General features: G+C 73.7%; 19 protein-coding genes. 12 read left to right on the forward strand and 7 right to left on the reverse strand.

The window, feature by feature from the left end:
- The first annotated feature begins 38 nt into the window (after positions 1-38).
- Both BLS43_RS01460 and BLS43_RS01465 read left to right on the forward strand, forming a co-directional pair.
- A complete protein-coding gene (locus tag BLS43_RS01460; RefSeq protein ID WP_093075338.1) occupies positions 39-677 on the forward strand; it encodes a DUF47 domain-containing protein in 639 nt (212 codons plus the stop codon).
- Positions 677-1,672, forward strand: a complete 996-nt coding sequence (locus tag BLS43_RS01465; protein WP_093075343.1) for an inorganic phosphate transporter — start codon at positions 677-679, stop codon at positions 1,670-1,672. Before BLS43_RS01460 ends, BLS43_RS01465 begins: the two co-directional genes overlap by 1 nt.
- Here the strand turns inward: BLS43_RS01465 and BLS43_RS01470 are convergent.
- The 5 genes from BLS43_RS01470 to BLS43_RS01490 form a co-directional block, all read right to left on the reverse strand.
- Positions 1,665-2,507 (reverse strand): PPK2 family polyphosphate kinase, encoded by an 843-nt coding sequence (locus BLS43_RS01470; RefSeq protein ID WP_093075347.1) that lies wholly within the window; start codon positions 2,505-2,507, stop codon positions 1,665-1,667. The genes BLS43_RS01465 and BLS43_RS01470 overlap by 8 nt on opposite strands.
- A gap of 25 nt (positions 2,508-2,532) precedes the next feature.
- Positions 2,533-2,913, reverse strand: coding sequence for an ArsR/SmtB family transcription factor (locus BLS43_RS01475; protein WP_176921126.1), 381 nt, complete (start codon positions 2,911-2,913; stop codon positions 2,533-2,535).
- Positions 2,914-3,196: 283 nt separating this feature from the next.
- Positions 3,197-4,108 carry an ABC transporter ATP-binding protein gene (locus BLS43_RS01480; RefSeq protein WP_093075355.1) on the reverse strand — a complete coding sequence of 304 codons (912 nt, stop codon included), beginning with the start codon at positions 4,106-4,108 and terminating at the stop codon, positions 3,197-3,199.
- Positions 4,105-5,172, reverse strand: a complete 1,068-nt coding sequence (locus tag BLS43_RS01485; RefSeq protein ID WP_093075360.1) for a FecCD family ABC transporter permease — start codon at positions 5,170-5,172, stop codon at positions 4,105-4,107. The genes BLS43_RS01480 and BLS43_RS01485 overlap by 4 nt, the downstream gene beginning before the upstream one ends.
- Positions 5,172-6,242 carry a FecCD family ABC transporter permease gene (locus tag BLS43_RS01490; RefSeq protein WP_093075365.1) on the reverse strand — a complete coding sequence of 357 codons (1,071 nt, stop codon included), beginning with the start codon at positions 6,240-6,242 and terminating at the stop codon, positions 5,172-5,174. Before BLS43_RS01490 ends, BLS43_RS01485 begins: the two co-directional genes overlap by 1 nt.
- A 128-nt stretch (positions 6,243-6,370) precedes the next feature.
- On the opposite strand from BLS43_RS01490, the gene BLS43_RS01495 reads away from it, so the two are divergent.
- From BLS43_RS01495 to BLS43_RS01540, 10 genes are all read left to right on the forward strand, one after another.
- Positions 6,371-7,090 (forward strand): pyrimidine reductase family protein, encoded by a 720-nt coding sequence (locus BLS43_RS01495; RefSeq protein WP_237191262.1) that lies wholly within the window; start codon positions 6,371-6,373, stop codon positions 7,088-7,090.
- Between the two features lie 62 nt (positions 7,091-7,152).
- Positions 7,153-7,656, forward strand: a complete 504-nt coding sequence (locus BLS43_RS01500; protein ID WP_093075374.1) for an Asp23/Gls24 family envelope stress response protein — start codon at positions 7,153-7,155, stop codon at positions 7,654-7,656.
- On the forward strand, positions 7,653-7,958 hold the full coding sequence (locus tag BLS43_RS01505) for a hypothetical protein (RefSeq protein ID WP_093075379.1): 306 nt from the start codon (positions 7,653-7,655) through the stop codon (positions 7,956-7,958). The genes BLS43_RS01500 and BLS43_RS01505 overlap by 4 nt, the downstream gene beginning before the upstream one ends.
- Positions 7,955-8,221: a hypothetical protein gene (locus BLS43_RS01510; protein ID WP_093075382.1), complete on the forward strand. Its 267-nt coding sequence runs from the start codon at positions 7,955-7,957 to the stop codon at positions 8,219-8,221. Before BLS43_RS01505 ends, BLS43_RS01510 begins: the two co-directional genes overlap by 4 nt.
- Positions 8,218-8,397, forward strand: coding sequence for a hypothetical protein (locus BLS43_RS01515; protein WP_093075385.1), 180 nt, complete (start codon positions 8,218-8,220; stop codon positions 8,395-8,397). Before BLS43_RS01510 ends, BLS43_RS01515 begins: the two co-directional genes overlap by 4 nt.
- Before the next feature lie 2 nt (positions 8,398-8,399).
- Positions 8,400-8,816 carry an Asp23/Gls24 family envelope stress response protein gene (locus BLS43_RS01520; protein WP_245707234.1) on the forward strand — a complete coding sequence of 139 codons (417 nt, stop codon included), beginning with the start codon at positions 8,400-8,402 and terminating at the stop codon, positions 8,814-8,816.
- Positions 8,817-8,826: 10 nt separating this feature from the next.
- Positions 8,827-9,366: a DUF6286 domain-containing protein gene (locus BLS43_RS01525; protein ID WP_093075389.1), complete on the forward strand. Its 540-nt coding sequence runs from the start codon at positions 8,827-8,829 to the stop codon at positions 9,364-9,366.
- Positions 9,363-9,989, forward strand: a complete 627-nt coding sequence (locus BLS43_RS01530; RefSeq protein ID WP_245707235.1) for an Asp23/Gls24 family envelope stress response protein — start codon at positions 9,363-9,365, stop codon at positions 9,987-9,989. The genes BLS43_RS01525 and BLS43_RS01530 overlap by 4 nt, the downstream gene beginning before the upstream one ends.
- A gap of 46 nt (positions 9,990-10,035) precedes the next feature.
- Positions 10,036-10,764, forward strand: a complete 729-nt coding sequence (locus BLS43_RS01535) for a 3-hydroxybutyrate dehydrogenase (protein ID WP_093075393.1) — start codon at positions 10,036-10,038, stop codon at positions 10,762-10,764.
- Positions 10,765-10,799: 35 nt separating this feature from the next.
- A complete protein-coding gene (locus tag BLS43_RS01540) occupies positions 10,800-12,380 on the forward strand; it encodes an alpha/beta hydrolase (protein ID WP_143029912.1) in 1,581 nt (526 codons plus the stop codon).
- Positions 12,381-12,431: 51 nt separating this feature from the next.
- On the opposite strand, the gene BLS43_RS01545 is transcribed toward BLS43_RS01540, so the two are convergent.
- Positions 12,432-13,397, reverse strand: a complete 966-nt coding sequence (locus BLS43_RS01545; protein WP_093075401.1) for a glycine betaine ABC transporter substrate-binding protein — start codon at positions 13,395-13,397, stop codon at positions 12,432-12,434.
- A complete protein-coding gene (locus tag BLS43_RS01550) occupies positions 13,394-14,200 on the reverse strand; it encodes an ABC transporter permease (protein WP_093075404.1) in 807 nt (268 codons plus the stop codon). The genes BLS43_RS01545 and BLS43_RS01550 overlap by 4 nt, the downstream gene beginning before the upstream one ends.
- Positions 14,201-14,211 lie beyond the last annotated feature (11 nt).

Genomic DNA, 14,211 nt, shown 5'->3' on the forward strand with positions numbered 1-14,211 from the left:
CCACGACCGGCCCGAGATGAACAGGTAGAAAACCCGTCATGGCCTTCCGGTTGACGCCACAGGAACGCGGCTTCTACCCGCTGTTCACCCGCGCCGCGGAGAACATCGTGGTCGCAGCCGACGAGCTCGCCGCGATGGTCGACGCCGTCCCCGCGGACCGCCCCGCCATCGCCAAACGGGTGAAGGAGGCGGAGAACGCGGGCGACGACGTGACGCACGAGATCATGGTCAAGCTCAACTCGGTCTTCGTGACCCCGTTCGACCGCGAGGACATCTACCGGCTCGCCTCCTCCCTCGACGACGTCGTGGACGCCATCGAGGAGGCGGCGGACCGGATCGTGCTCTACCGGCTGGACCGGCTGCCCGCGGGCATCACCATGCAGGTGGACGTGCTGCGCCGGGCGGCGGTGGCCACCGCGGAGGCCATGCCCCGGCTGGAGAAGATGTCCGCGCTGCAGGACTACTGGATCCACGTGAACTCGCTCGAGGACGAGGCGGACGAGGCGTACCACGCCGTGCTCGCCGGGCTGCTGTCCCCGGCCGAGGCCCCGACCGACACCGCGGCCCTCCTGGAGATCATCAAGCTCAAGGAGGTCGTCGACACCCTGGAAGAGGCGGCGGACGCCTTCGAGACCGTGGCGAACACGGTCGAGAGCATCGCCGTGAAGGAAGCGTAGTGCTGCTCACGACGATCGTCGTCGTCATCGCCGTGGCCCTGGTCTTCGACTACACCAACGGCTTCCACGACGCCGCGAACGCCATCGCGACCTCCGTCGCCACGCGCGCGCTCTCCCCGCGGGTGGCCTTGGCGATGGCGGCGGTGATGAACCTCGTCGGCGCCTTCCTCGGGACCGAGGTGGCCTCGACCGTCGGCAGCGGGATCATCGAGGCGCCCCAGGGCATGGAGGGGCTGTCGGTGGTGCTGGCCGCGCTGCTGGGCGCCATCGTGTGGAACCTGGTGACCTGGTGGTTCGGGCTGCCCAGCTCGTCCTCGCACGCGCTGATCGGCGGGCTGGTGGGCGCGGCCACGGCCTCCGCGGGCACCGTGAAGTGGAGCGGGGTGCTGGAGAAGGTCCTGGTCCCGATGGTGCTGTCCCCGGTCGTCGGGTTCGTGCTCGCCGGACTGGTGATGATCGCGCTGCTGTGGATCTTCCGGCGGGGCAACCCGGCCCGGCTGACCCGCGGGTTCCGCGTGGCGCAGACGGTGTCGGCCGCCGCGATGGCGCTCGGCCACGGCCTGCAGGACGCCCAGAAGACCATGGGCGTGATCGTCCTCGCGCTGATCGTCGGGGGCTACCACCAGGGCACCGACATCCCCTGGTGGGTCGTGCTGATCTCCGCGGGCGCGCTGTCCCTGGGCACCTACGCGGGCGGCTGGCGCATCATGCGGACCCTCGGGCGCCGGATCATCGACCTCGACCCGCCGCGCGGGTTCGCCGCCGAGCTCACGGCGTCCGCCGTGCTCTACACGACCGCGTTCGTGTTCGCGGCGCCCATCTCGACCACGCAGACCATCACGTCGTCCATCCTCGGGGTGGGCGCCACGAAGCGGCTGTCCGCGGTCCGGTGGAACGTCGCGGGCAACATCGCGGTGGCCTGGGTGGTCACCCTGCCCGCCGCCGCGCTGTCCGCGGCGCTGGCGTTCTGGGCGATCCACCCCCTGCTCACCTGAGCGAGACCCGCACCAGGGCCCGCTGCTCCTCGACGTCGAAGTCCGGCGGCGGGAACACCGGCGCCATGTCCTCCAGGGTCTCGGCCAGGATCGCCGCGACGGCCCAGTTCCGGTACCACTTGCGGTCGCTGGGGATGACGTACCAGGGCGCGGCGTCGGCGTCGCAGCGCTCCAGTGCGGCCTCGTAGGCCTCCTGGTAGGCGGGCCACTTCGCCCGGGTGTCGAGGTCGCCGGGGTTGTACTTCCAGCGCTTGGTGGGATCGTCCAGCCGGGCGAGCAGCCGCTCGGCCTGCTCCTGCGGCGAGATGTGCAGCATGCACTTGACGAGGGTCACGCCCCGACCGGTGAGCTCCTGTTCGAACGCGGTGATCTGCGCGTACCGGGCCTGCCAGACCTCCTCCGGCACGAGCGAGTCGACCCGCGCCACGAGCACGTCCTCGTAGTGGGAGCGGTCGAAGACGCCGATCCGGCCGGGCACCGGCACCTGCTTGCGGATGCGCCAGAGGAAGTCGTGCGCGAGCTCCTCCGCGGTGGGGCGCTTGAACGAGGCGATCTGCACGCCCTGCGGGTTCACCAGCCCCACCGCGTGGTGGATGACCCCGCCCTTGCCGGAGGTGTCCATGCCCTGCAGGACGAGCAGCACGGCGCGGGTCCCGCCGCCGGTGCCCTCGGCGTAGAGCGCCTCCTGCAGCGTGTCCAGCCGGACGCCGAGGTCGGCCATCTCGTCCGCGGCCGCCGCCTTGCGCGTCGGACCGACGGGGGTGCCTCGAGGGTCGATCTCCTCGAGGTCGACGGGGCCCTTCGGCACCCGCAGGGTCTCGCGCACGCTCGCCATGGCGAGACCCTAGTGCCCGGCGGGGTCAGACGCGCGTGCGCTCGTCCGGGTCGGCGCCGAAGGCGAGGTCGCGTCGGTCGAGGGTGTGCACGACGACCTCCCGCAGCGACTCCAGTACCCGCAGGGACGAGGCGTCCGCGAGCCCGTAGAACACCGAGGGGCCTTCGCGGCGCACGGTGACGAGATCCGCGTGGCGCAGGACCGCGAGGTGCGAGGACAGCGTCGACGCCACCTGCCCGGTGCGCGAGCGCAGGTCGGCGACGGACCGCTCCCCGTCGGCCAGCAGCTGGAGGATCCAGATGCGGTCCGGGTGGGCGAGCGCCTTCGCGACGTCCGCGAGCACCTGTCTCGAGTGCCCGGACGACTCGGAGCCGAGATCAGGGACCGATCCAGCCTGTGGGCGCACGCGCGTCACCTCGAATGTGAGACCGGTCGCGGTCGAGTGGGGTGTTCCCGATCACATCCGGTTTCCGTATCAACGAATTCGGTAGGTCCGCCTCCGTTTTCTCGACGGCAGTCCCATTCATCCCCCCTGGCCCGCCGAGTCTATAACGAGCGCGCGTTGCGGATTCAACCGGTCACGCTGTGGCACACCGGCTCGGGACTTCTCGAAACGGCGAACGTCGGGTTCTGTCTCCCTCGTCCCGGGCAATCGGATTGCCGGGATCCGCCGCGCGAGAGCGCATTATTCAGGGGCGCGACGCGCGCGCCGTCCCGATCGGGACCACCATCGGAGTACCCGCGACGGGATCCGGAACCACCTTCGCCTCGAGCCCGAACACCTCGCGCAGCAGCGGCTCGGTGAGCACGTCCGCCGGCGCGCCCTGGGCCATGATCCGGCCGTCCTTCATGGCGACGAGCCGGTCGGCGTAGCGGGCGGCGAGGTTGAGGTCGTGCAGCACCATGACGACCGTGCGGCCGCGCTCGCTGTGCAGGCGGTCCACCAGCTCCAGCACCTCGACCTGGTGGGACAGGTCCAGGAAGGTGGTGGGCTCGTCGAGTAGCAGGAGCTCGGTGCCCTGGGCGAGCGCCATCGAGATCCAGGCGCGCTGGCGCTGGCCGCCGGAGAGCTCGTCGAGCGGGCGCTCGGCGAGGTCCGCGATGCCGGTCCAGGCCAACGCCTCCGCCACGGCGGCCTCGTCGTCCCCCGACCACTGCCGGTACCAGGCCTGGTGCGGGTGCCTGCCCCGCGCCACGAGGTCGCCCACGGTGAGCCCCTCCGGCGCGGTGGGCGCCTGCGGGAGCAGCCCCAGGACGGTGGCGACCTCCTTGGTGGGGGTCCGGTCGATCCGCCGCCCGTCGAGCAGGACGTGACCCGCCGTCGGGGCCAGGAGCCGACCCAGCGCCCGGAGCAGGGTGGACTTGCCGCAGCCGTTCGGCCCGATCACGGCGGTGACGGTGCCGTGCAGGATCTCGAGGTCCAGGTCCTCGACGATCGTCCGGGCGCCGTAGCCGAGCCGGACACCCTCGGCGGCGAGCCGGACCCGGGCCGCCGGGGCCTCGTCCGTCGCGGGCGCGTCCAGGTCGACCGGGGCGTCGAGCGGGGCGTCGAGCGGGGCGTCGAGCGGGGCGTCGAGCGGGGCGTCGGGGCGCGTGGTCATGCGCGGGCCTCCCGGCCTTGTCTGATGAGCAGGTAGAGCAGATAGGGGGCGCCGAGCACGGCCGTGACGACCCCGACCGGGAGCTCGACGGACCCGAACGCGGTGCGCGCGATGATGTCCGAGACGACCGTGAGCGCGGCCCCGACCAGCAGCGACGCGCCGATCGGCGGTCGGGAGGAGCCGACGAGCCGCTGGGCGATCTGCGGCGCCACGAGCGCCACGAAGGTGATCGGCCCCGCCCCTGCGGTGGCCACGGCGGCGAGCCCGACGGCGACCAGCAGCAACAGGCTCCGCGCGGTGTTCACCCGCACACCGAGGCCCTTCGCCGTGTCGTCCCCGTACTGCAGGGCGCCCATGACGAACGCCAGCACCAGCGCGGCGGGCACCAGGACCAGCAGCGCGATCCCGACCGGGACGACGTGCTCCCACCCCCGGGCGTTCAGGCTGCCGTTCAGCCACACCTGCGCCCGTGCGGCCTCGTAGACCTGGGCGATGATGAGCAGCCAGTTCACCAGCGCGGCCAGCATCGCGTTGACGCCGATGCCGACCAGCACCAGCCGGAAGCCCTGGATGCCCTTTCGCCACGCGAGCGTGTAGATCAGGACGGCGGTCACGAGGCCGCCGACCAGGGCCGCGATCGGCAGCCCCACGGCGGCGAGCCCGCCGACCAGGCCGGACCCGCCGAGCACGATCAGCGTGACCGCCGCGGCCGAGGCCCCCCAGGTGATCCCGATGATGTCCGGGCTGGCCAGCGGGTTGCGGGCGATCGACTGCATGATCGCACCGGACACGGCCAGCGCCCCGCCGACGAGCGCACCGGTCAGCGACCGCGGCAGCCGCAGCTCCAGGACGATGAACTGCTGCCCGGCGTCCCCGCCGCCGACGAGAACGGCCAGCACCTCGGGGATGGAGATGGGGAACTCGCCACGGCCGATGTTCACCGCCAGCGCCAGCACCAGGACCACCGCGGCCGCGACCAGCACGGTGACGTTCCGGGGGCGCCAGACCCCTGAGAACGGGCCGCGCCGCAGCGGGGTGCGGCCGGGGACGAGCGTGCTCGTCATCAGATCGCCATCATCTTGCGGCGGCGGACCAGGGCGATGAAGAACGGCGCCCCGATCAGCGCGAGCACGATGCCGACCTGCAGCTCGCCGGGGCGGGCGACGAGCCTGCCCACGATGTCCGCCGTCAGCAGCAGCACCGCGCCCATCAGCCCGGAGGCGGGCAGCAACCAGCGGTAGTCCGGCCCGGTGAACGCCCGCACCACGTGCGGCACGACGAGTCCGACGAACCCGATCGGCCCGCACGCGGCCGTGGCACCCCCCGCCAGCAGGGTGATCGCCACGACGCCCAGGAACCGGGTACGGCGCACGGACTGTCCGAGCGAGCGGGCGACGTCCTCCCCCAGCGACAGCGCGTTCAGCGCGGGGGCGCTCGCCAGCCCGATCAACGCGCCCACGACCAGGAACGGCGCGACCTGCCCGGCGATGGAGGCGTCCCGGCCCGCGAGCGACCCGACGTTCCAGAAGCGGTAGGCGTCCAGGGTGTCGGTGTCGATCAGGATGATCGCCGAGACCAGGCCACTGAGCAGGAAGGTCAGGGCGGCGCCCGCCAAGGCGAGCGTCACCGGGGTGGGACTGCCGCGCCCGCTCGCCGCGCCGAGCGCGAACACCGCCGCGCTGGCGACCATCGCGCCCGCGAACGCGAACCAGACGTAGCCGAACAACGTGGTCACGCCGAACACGTAGATCCCGACGACCACGAAGAACGCCGCGCCCATGTTCACCCCGAGCAGGCCCGGATCGGCCAGCGGGTTGCGCGTGTGCCCCTGGATCAGCGCGCCCGCGAGACCGAGGGCGGCGCCGACGGCGACGCCGAGGATCGTGCGCGGGATCCGCAGCGAGCGGATGACGATGTCGTCCTCGGTGCCGGTGGGCGCCCAGAGCGCGCTCCACACGTGCGCGAACGGGATGACCTTGGTACCGAGCGCGATGCTCGCGAACACCACCAGCACCAGGAGCGCGACCAGCAGGCCCAGCCCGGTCAGCCGCCGGGTGCGCAGCGACCGGCGGGGCCGGGCCCGGCCGGTCGCTGCGCCCCCGGCCCCCGGAACCTGCGTCGTTCCCGCCGCCACGTGTCACCCCGTCCGTACATGAGGGGACCCTGCCTTCCGGTGTGGTCCCCCTCGGTCGAAGTGAGGCTAGCCTCAGCACCGGCGGCCCGAAACCCCCGATGGATCACAGGACGTGCTGGGATGTGCGAGTGCGCAGCCTGCTACCCCCCGGGTCCGACCCCGACCTCACGCAGACCTACGCCTATCCGGCGGATCTGAGCCGGCCGTGGGTCCGGGTCAACTTCGTGTCCAGCCTGGACGGCGCGGTCTCGGTCGACGGCGTCTCCTCCGGTCTCGGCTCCCCCGCGGACAAGGCCGTGTTCGGCGTCCTGCGCAGGCTCGCCGACGTGATCCTCGTCGGGTCCGGCACGGCGCGCGCGGAGCGCTACCGCGGCGCCCGCACGCCGACGATCGGGCGGGACACTCCCCCGCCGATCGCCGTCGTCACGGGGTCGGCGTCCCTGGAGACCGACCTCGGGCTGTTCACCGACACCGCCGTCCCCACGATCGTGCTCACCACCGCCGAGGCCCCGGCGGACCGGCGCGCCGCCCTGCGGGAGGCGGGCGGGGACGTCGTCGAGCTGCCGGACCTGCGGGTCCCCACCCTCCTCGGCGAGCTCGACCGCCGCGGGCTGCGCCGCGTGCTCTGCGAGGGCGGACCCGGCCTGCACGGCGACCTGGTCGCCGCCGGGGCCGTGGACGAGCTGTGCCTCACCCTCTCCCCGCTGCTGGCGGCGGGCGAGGCGGGCCGGATCGCCCGGTCCGCCGCGGGGGTCGAGCCCGAGGACATGACCCTCCACTCCGTGCTGGAGGAGGACTCGACCCTGCTCCTGCGCTATCACATCCGCCATTCGAGTGAACATCTGTGAGGGCGCACGGGGAACCCACGTCAGAAGATGTGGAAGCGCACCACAGCACGGGAGGACTACCCATGACCACCAGCACCCCCGCCACCACCGCGCCGTCGACGGCGAACCCGGCAGGCACCGCGGGCAGCCCGAGCCGCCTCGCCGAGGACACCTCGCAGGGCAAGACCACCATCGCGGCCTCCGTGGTCCAGAAGATCGCCGGCATCGCCGCGCGGGAGATCTCCGGCGTCCACTCCATGGGCGGCGGGCTGTCCCGCACCTTCGGCGCCCTGCGCGAGCGCATCCCCGGTGGCGGCACCGGCGCCTCGAACATCGCAGGCGTGCAGGTCGAGGTCGGCGAGAAGCAGGCCGCGATCGACCTGGACATCGTCGTGGAGTACGGCGCGTCCATCGTGGAGCTCGCACGTGCCGTGCGGCGCAACGTGATCACGGCGGTCGAGCGGATGACCGGCCTCGAGGTCATCGAGGTCAACATCGCCGTCAACGACATCCACCTGCCCGACGAGGACGACGACGCGGCGCCCGCGCCGGTCCCGGCCACCCCGGCGACCTCGCGCGTCGAGTGACCACGTCCGCCGCCGAGACCGACGCGCTCGCGCGCGCGGTCGCCGACGCCGTGACCGCGGACCCCGCGGTCGCGCGGCTCGACGGCGGCGTCTACGGCGCGGTGCTGACCTACCTGCCCGGCGAGAAACTGGTCGGGGTGCGGGTCGCGGACCGCGTCGAGGTCGCCGTCGTGCTCCACCTCGGCCCGCCGATCCCGGCGGTCGTCGAGCGGCTGCGGGCCCGCGTGGCCCGCATCGTCGGCGACCGTCCGGTGGACCTGACCGTGTCCGACGTCGTCCCCGCGCAGGTCGGCCTGCTGTGACACCGGACGAGCGGGCGTTCGTCAAGGCCCACCACCCCGACCGGGGCGGTGATCCCGAGGCCTTCGTCGCGGGGTTGGCGGCGTTGCGCGCGCGGGTCGAGCCCGCGGACGCGCCGCCGCCGGACCCCCGGTTCGACCGGCCCGTCGAGTTCGTCACCACTCCTCCCCTCCCCGTCCGGATCGTCATCGCGGCGATCCGGACGGCCCGTCGCCGGGCCCGGTCCCGGCTCTCCGAAGACCAGGAAGACCAGGAGCACTCATGAACGCCACCCAGACCGGCCTGCTGGCCGGGCTCCTACTCGGCCTCGCCGCCGCCTTCGGCGGTTTCGTCGCCTTCATCATCGTGCTGGTCCTCGGCGCGCTCGGGCTCGCCGTGGGCCGGTTCCTCGACGGCGAGCTGGACCTGTCCGGCATGCTCGGCCGGGCCCGGGACAAGTGACCGTGTCCACCGTGCCCGCCCCCGGGTCCCGGGCGCCCGCGGCGGTCGCGCTGCCCGCCGGGGCCCCGGACGCCGACGAGCGCGGCGGACTCGACATCGACCCCGTCGTGCTCCGCAAGATCGTCGAGTACGTGACCGACCGGACCCCCGGCACCCTGCACCGCGAGCGCCGGGTCGCCGGCCTCGAGGTCGGGGACGCCGGGCCCCGCGCGCGGGTGAGCGCCGTCGGGGACTCCGTGGACGTCCGCCTCGAGCTGACCTGCGTCTACCCGACCCCGGTGCGCACCACGGTCCACACCGTGCGCGAGCGGATCACCGCCGAGCTGGCCCGGCTCACCGGGCACCACGTCCGTTCGGTCGCCGTGACCGTCTCCGGGTTGCGCCCGCCCGCGGGCCCCCGCGCACCCAAGATCCAGTAAGGAGGCAGCCGTGCGCGTGCTGCTCCGCACCCTCGCCCCGCTGCTGGGGCTCGCCCTGGCGGCGGTCGGGGTGCTGCTCGTGATCGAGGTCGTGGCGGCCTGGGTCCGCCCCGGCTCGACCACCGGGATCGTCGTGCCCTGGCAGGCCTGGCAGGCGACCCTGCGCGACACCACCTGGTCCGACCGCCCGGTGCTCGTCGTCTCCGTGTGCGTCGGGGTGATCGGGCTGCTCCTGCTGCTCGTGGCACTGCTCGCCCGCCGCCACGACGTCCCGCTGACCTCGCCGACCCCCGCCATGACCGTGTCGACCTCCCCGCGGGTGCTCGCCCGGCTGGTCGGCCGGACCGTCCGGGCGTCCGACGACGTCGCCGCCGCCACCGTGTCCGCCTCCGCCCGCCGGGTGGTCGTGCGGGCCGAGGGATGGCCGGAGGACGAGGGCTCGCTCAAGGAGACCGTCCGGGCCCGGACGGACGCGCTGATCGACGACCTGCCGCTCGCCCGGCGACCCTCGGTCGCCGTCACCACCCGCAGCCGGAAGGAGCCGCGATGACCACGGTGGACATGCCGAAGGGGGTCGTGCGCCGCTCCCGCCGCGCCGTCGCCCGGTCGGCGGGCGGGGACCGCACCCGCCTGGCGTTGCTCGGCCTGGTCCTGCTGCTCGCGGGCACCGGGGCGGCGCTGCTGGGCTGGGGGGTGTTCGGTCGCGGCCGGGCGGGCAGGCCGCTGCTCGACCCGATGATCGTCGACGCGCTGCGCGCCCAGCCGCTGCTCTGGCGGTGGGTGGCGATCGCCGCCGGGGTCCTGCTGCTGATCGTCGGGCTGTGGTGGGCGGTGCGCTCGCTGCGCCCCGAACGCCGCCCCGACCTGCTCCTGGAGTCCGACGCCGAGACCAGGCTGCTGGTCACCGCCGGAGCCGCCGCGGACGCCGTGGCCGAACGGGCCGCCGGGCTCCCGGGCGTCTCGCGCACCCGGGGCCGGATGGTCGGCAAGCCCGGGAGCCCCGCGCTGCGGCTCACCGTCTGGCTGGACGACGAGGCGGACGTCGCCGAGATCTGCAGGCGGCTCGACGCGGAGATCGTCACCGAGGCCCGGGACGCGCTCGGGATCGCCCACCTCCCCGTCGCCGTGCGGCTGGAGCTGGACACCGCCAAGTCCACGCCGCGGGTGGCGTGAGCAGGTCGACACGCTCCGCGGCCCCCTCCCGCCCTACGCTCGTCCCATGACGCTCTCCGGCAAGAAGGCCCTGGTCACCGGCGCGGCGAGCGGGATCGGGGCCGCCATGGCCCACCGGCTCGCCGCGGACGGCGCGCACGTCTACGCCGTCGACCTGGTGGCGGTCCCCGCCGCGGAGGGGATCGAGCCGCTGGTCTGCGACCTCACCGACCTGGATGCGGTCGACGCGCTGCCCGCCGACGTGGACGTGCTGGTCAACAACGCGGGCCGCCAGCACGTCTCGCCGATCGAGGACTTCGACCCGGCCCTGTTCCACGCGATCCTGACGATCATGCTCGAGGCCCCGTTCCGGCTGGTGCGGCGGGTGCTGCCGCACATGTACGCGCAGGGGTGGGGGCGGGTGGTCAACGTGTCCAGCGCCCACGGGCTGCGCGCCTCGCCGTTCAAGTCGGCCTACGTGGCGGCCAAGCACGGCCTCGAAGGGCTGTCGAAGGTCACGGCGCTGGAGGGCGCTCCGCACGGGGTGACCAGCAACTGCGTCAACCCGGCGTACGTGCGGACCCCGCTGGTGGAGAAGCAGATCGCCGACCAGGCCCGGGCCCACGGCATCCCCGAGGACCAGGTCGTCGAGCAGATCATGCTCACCCCGGTCGCGGTGAAGCGGCTGATCGACCCCGCCGAGGTCGCCGAGTTCGCGAGCGTGCTCTGGGGCCCGGCCTCGGCGTCGATCACGGGGGTGTCGCTGGTGCAGGACGGCGGCTGGACGGCGCACTGACACCCGGTTCACGGCGGGTCGGTCAGACTGGTGGGGTGGGGGCTCGGGTGCGGTGGCTGGTGCTCGCGCTGGTCGGCGCGCTCGTCCTCGCAGGCTGTGCCCTCGGGCCCTCGCAGCGCCCGCCCGTCGCCGTCCGCGGCGACCAGACCAACGGCCCGCCGACCAGCGCGGACGCTCCGCCCACCGACCCGAACGCGCTCCCGGCACCCGAGCCGCTCGACACGCTGATCGACTACTCGGACTGCACCGCGGACACCCTGGAGGCGGCCGCGGCGGCGGGTTACCCGGTCCCCGCGGGGCGGGCCCTCTCGGCCAGCTGCGGGCAGCTCGAGGTCGACACCGACCCCCAGCGGCGCGGCGCCGACACCACCCGGCTCGGCGTGCTGCGCGTCTCGCGGGCGGACGCGCCGCGCAACCGGCCCGCGCTCGTCGTGGTCGGGGACAGCGCGGCGGGCGGGTCCGCCCGGCTCGCCGCCCGGATGGCCACGCTGGTCTCCGATCGCGTGCTCGCCACCTACCAGCTCGTCGGGATCGACCGCCGCGGCACAGGTGGTGACCTGCTGGACTGCGCCCCGCCGGACGCCCGGGCCGCCCTCACCGACGTGCCCCCGGTCCCGGGGGACGCCGGGCTGACCGGGCTCCTGGAGGACGCCCGCGCGGTCGTGCAGGACTGCTACCTGTTGCTGGACAGCGCCATCGGCTCCTACCGGACCGCCGCCACGGCCGCGGACCTGGAGATCCTGCGCACGCAGCTGCGGACCGCGCACCTCAACGTGCTGGGTCTCGGCGACGGGGCCACCGCCGCGGCGGCCTGGGCCTTCGCGCACCCCCGTTCGGTCGGACGGCTGGTGCTCGACTCCCCCGTCGACCTCGCCACGCCCGAACCGGACCGGACCGAGGCGCGCGCCGCCGCCACCGAGGCGGCCTTCGACGCGTTCGCCGCGGCCTGCGTGGCACGGGGGAACTGCCCGCTGGGGCCGGACCCGCGGGCCGCGGTGACCGGCGTCGTCGGCGGGCTCGGACAGCAGCCGCTCGCCTCCGCCGACGGTGACCGGCTCACCGCGGGCGGCACGCTTGCCGCGCTGCGCGCCGGGCTGCCCGACCCGGCGCGGTGGCCCGCGCTGGCCGCCGGGCTGGCCGCCGCGGGCGCCGGGGACCCGTCCGGGCTCTTCGCCTTCCTCGCCCCGGTGCTCGGGGACGGTGGCACGTTCGACGCCGCCCTCGCCACCGCCTGCAACGACTCCACCCAGCGGCTCGCCCCGCCCCAGGTCGCGCAGCTCGCCGACCGGTGGGCCGCGCAGTACCCGCTGTTCGGGGTGGCGGCGGCCCAGGGGCTGCTGGCGTGCGGCCCGTGGCCGACCGCGCCGGGCGCGCCCGAGGTCGGCACCCTGCCGCCCGAGGCCGCCCCGGTCCTCGTGCTGGGCACCGCGGCGGACGCCCGAGCCCCCCTCGCCGGCGCTCAGCACGTCGCGCAGTCGTTGGGCCGCAGCGCCTTCGTCGGATGGCAGGGGGCGGGCCAGGGCGCCTACCCCCGCAACGCCTGCGTGACCGCCCTGGTCGAACAGACCCTGCTGGCGGGCGTCCTCCCCCGCGACGGCACGGTCTGCCCCGCCTGACCCCGTGAGCGGCGATAGTCGCTCTGGCGACCATCGCCGCTCACGGGTGGGTCAGGCGGTGTCGGGGCCGATGAAGCCCTTCGCGATCATCCAGTCCCTCGCGACGGTGGCGGTGTCCTCGCCGTCGACGTCCACCTTCTTGCCGAGCTCGATCATCTCGTCGTTCGTCAGGGCCTGGGCGATGGGCGCCATGACGTCCGCGATCTGCGGGTGCTGCTGCAGGAACTCGGTCCGCAGGACGGGGCTGATGTTGTACTGCGGGAAGAACTTCTTGTCGTCCTCCAGCACCCGCAGGTTCAGGCCCGCGATCCGGCCGTCCGTCGTGAAGATCTCGCCGAAGTTGCAGGTGCCGTTGGCGATGCCCGCGTAGATCGCGCCGGTGCCGAAGGTCTTGACCTCCGCCGGGCGGAACCCGTACGCCGCCTGCACCCCGGGCAGCCCGTCCTGGCGGCTGGCGAACTCGGTCTCCACGCAGAAGACGCCCTCGGCCGGGTTCTGCTGCAGGAAGGCCGTCATGTCCGACGTCGTGACCAGGTTGTGCTGCTGCGCGTAGGCCTCGGTCACACCGAAGGCGTAGGTGTTGTTCAGCTCCGAGTAGGGCAGCCAGGTGATGCCGTTCTGCGCGGCGTCCTCGTCACGGACCGCCTCGTACTGGGCCTTCTCGTCCGGGATCGGGTCCGTGTGCCCCAGGTAGTTGATCCACCCGGTTCCGGAGTACTCCCAGGTCAGGTCGATGTCCCCGGTGCGCAGCGCCAGCCGGGAGTTGGACGAGCCCTGGATGTTGGTGAGGTCCACCGGGGTGGCCCCCGCCGCGGCAAGCGCCAGCTCCGACATGTACCCGACGAGGATCTGCTCGGTGAAGTCCTTGGACCCGACGACGACGGTGACGCCCTCGAGCTCCGGGATGGGCTTGATCGACCCCGGGGTCACGGTGAACGGGACGGCGGTGTTCTGGGACAGCCCGCAGCCGGCCAGGATCGAGGTCAGCGCGACCAGCAGGACGACGAGCCTCCTCACTGCTCCGCCCCCTTCGGCGCCAGCCAGAGCTCGGCCATGCCGCCCAGCCAGTCCACGAGCAGCGCCAACCCGATCGCGAGGACCGCACCGACGTACATCACCGAGTTCAGCTGCAGCTTGTACCCGGTGTCGATCAGCTCGCCCAGCCCGCCGCCGTTGACGAAGAACGCCAGGGTGGCCGTGCCGACCGCCAGCACCAGCGCCGTGCGCAGGCCCGCCAGGATCAGCGGCACCGCCAGCGGCAGCTCGACCCGGAGCAGCACGCCCGAGGCGGACATGCCGATGCCGCGGCCCGCGTCGATCAGCGACCGGTCCACCTGCTGGATGCCGACCATCGTGTTCCGCAGCACCGGCAGCAGCGTGTAGAAGATCAGCGGGATGGCGACGGCCCACAGCCCCTCGATGCCCGACCACAGGAAGAACAGCACGATCACGCCGAGCGCGGGCGCGGCCTGGCCGATGTTCGCGACCGCCAGGAACACCGGGCTCAGCCACTTCAGCGCGGGCCGGGTCAGCGCGACGCCCAACGGCACCGCGATGACCACCACCAGCACGCTCACCACCAGCGTGATGAGGATGTGTTGGCCGGTGAGCTCGAGGATCGTCGGCAGGTTCAGCGTCTCGCGCTCGTTGGCGTTCAGGTCGCTGCTCAGCGCCCAGATCACCACGGCCGCCACCAACACGACGACGGCGACGGGCTGGATGAACAGCCGCAGCCGGTCCGAGCGGGAGGCGACGCTCGCGCGCGGCGGGACGGCCCGGGTCTCGCTGACCCCGGCGAGGCCTTCGGCGACGGCGGTCATGACGTCGCCTC

The sequence above is a fragment of the Pseudonocardia oroxyli genome (assembly GCF_900102195.1).
Lineage (GTDB): Bacteria > Actinomycetota > Actinomycetes > Mycobacteriales > Pseudonocardiaceae > Pseudonocardia > Pseudonocardia oroxyli.

What these genes read in the sequence shown, in the direction of transcription:
- BLS43_RS01460 (WP_093075338.1), top strand. Translation starts at nt 39, where the DNA reads ATGGCCTTCCGGTTGACGCCACAGGAACGCGGCTTCTACCCGCTGTTC.
- BLS43_RS01470 (WP_093075347.1), bottom strand. Translation starts at nt 2,507, where the DNA reads ATGGCGAGCGTGCGCGAGACCCTGCGGGTGCCGAAGGGCCCCGTCGAC.
- BLS43_RS01480 (WP_093075355.1), bottom strand. Translation starts at nt 4,108, where the DNA reads ATGACCACGCGCCCCGACGCCCCGCTCGACGCCCCGCTCGACGCCCCG.
- BLS43_RS01485 (WP_093075360.1), bottom strand. Translation starts at nt 5,172, where the DNA reads ATGACGAGCACGCTCGTCCCCGGCCGCACCCCGCTGCGGCGCGGCCCG.
- BLS43_RS01500 (WP_093075374.1), top strand. Translation starts at nt 7,153, where the DNA reads ATGACCACCAGCACCCCCGCCACCACCGCGCCGTCGACGGCGAACCCG.
- BLS43_RS01515 (WP_093075385.1), top strand. Translation starts at nt 8,218, where the DNA reads ATGAACGCCACCCAGACCGGCCTGCTGGCCGGGCTCCTACTCGGCCTC.
- BLS43_RS01530 (WP_245707235.1), top strand. Translation starts at nt 9,363, where the DNA reads ATGACCACGGTGGACATGCCGAAGGGGGTCGTGCGCCGCTCCCGCCGC.
- BLS43_RS01535 (WP_093075393.1), top strand. Translation starts at nt 10,036, where the DNA reads ATGACGCTCTCCGGCAAGAAGGCCCTGGTCACCGGCGCGGCGAGCGGG.
- BLS43_RS01550 (WP_093075404.1), bottom strand. Translation starts at nt 14,200, where the DNA reads ATGACCGCCGTCGCCGAAGGCCTCGCCGGGGTCAGCGAGACCCGGGCC.